A 1,210-nucleotide genomic window follows, 5' to 3' on the forward strand; every position below is an offset into this window, starting at 1 on the left:
GGGCAGCCTCAACGACACCCAGGCGTTTCACGATCCCGACGGCTTCACCTACTACGTCATCAGCAGCCAAGACCCCGGTGTGGCGAACTGGGTCGACGACTCCGGCATCAACGACGGAAGCATCTTGCTGCGCTGGCAGGACGTCACGGGGCCGATCCCGAGCACTGCGGTCACGACCGAGGTGGTCAATGTCGCCGATGTCGGCAATGATCTGCCGGCGGATACTCCCGTCGTCACCCCCGCCGAATACGCCGCCGACGTCCACGATCGGCTGTTGGAATACGACTACGTGCACGACCAGAACGACGGCCTGGGCTGGCTGGGGGCCAACCTGCGCTACGACCAGTTAGAGGCTGCGATCGGCCCCGACCAGTTCCACCAGATGTTCGGCGGGCAAACCGACGTGGCGTCGATAGCCGACCGGCTGACGCCGGCGCTGAGCCCCGACCCGCTCACCCTCGCGCACGACATGCTGACCGATCCGGGCGGCAGCCTGACAGCGCTCGTCAACAATCTGCCCCTGGCGATCCAAGACGTCGAGTTGCCCACCGTATTGGCAGCGTTGCAGCTGGGCCACGCCGGCGATTATGGCGGGCTGCAAACGGTCTTGAGCGACGCGTTCACCGACCCGGCCACCAGCATCACCGCCGGGCTGCTCAACGCGCGCGACGACCTGGCGGTCGCGGTGATGAACGCCAGCAGCTCCACGACGCTCAGCGACACCCTGTGGGACTCGCTGGCACAGCTCAATCACGAGGTGTTGACCACGCTGCTGAGCCATGTCGGCTAGCGGTATGTCGCTCTGGGGATTCACGTTGCGGCCAGCTGGCATGGCGGCCGGCGCGTTCGCGACGGTGCTGGCGGCCTCGCAGGCGGTTGCCGTGTGGGGTCAGCCGACAGCCATGGACTTGTCGGTGGCGCTGACCTCGGGCTCGGCGAATCCCCTGCAACCGGTGATCGACCAACTGCTCGACGCGCAGCAGCACGTCGAGGCCGCCGACAGTCAGTTCCCGTTCATCGACCCTGCCCAGCTGCCGCTGGTGCACACGTTTGCGCAGAATATGGCGCTGGCTATGCTCTCGCAGCTGGTCGTCACGCTGAACTTCGACACGTAGCACGACGTCGGGCTCCCCTGGGGTCCGTACCCGTGGACCGCCCCCGGCGCCGACCCGCAGGAACTTGCCGTCCTCGCGAATCCGGACACGCTGTA

Annotated in this window: 1 protein-coding gene and 1 pseudogene; both read left to right on the forward strand. The window is 66.6% G+C overall.

The annotated features are described in order from the left end of the window. Window positions 1-790, forward strand: a pseudogene (locus tag AC2VON_RS10405) (hypothetical protein); the annotation flags it as partial. After that, complete coding sequence (locus AC2VON_RS10410; RefSeq protein ID WP_486952885.1) at window positions 780-1,115, forward strand: hypothetical protein; 336 nt, start codon at window positions 780-782, stop codon at window positions 1,113-1,115. The pseudogene AC2VON_RS10405 and the gene AC2VON_RS10410, both read left to right, overlap by 11 nt. Window positions 1,116-1,210: the final 95 nt, after the last annotated feature.

It is taken from the genome of Mycobacterium sp. TH-M82 (assembly GCF_057473605.1).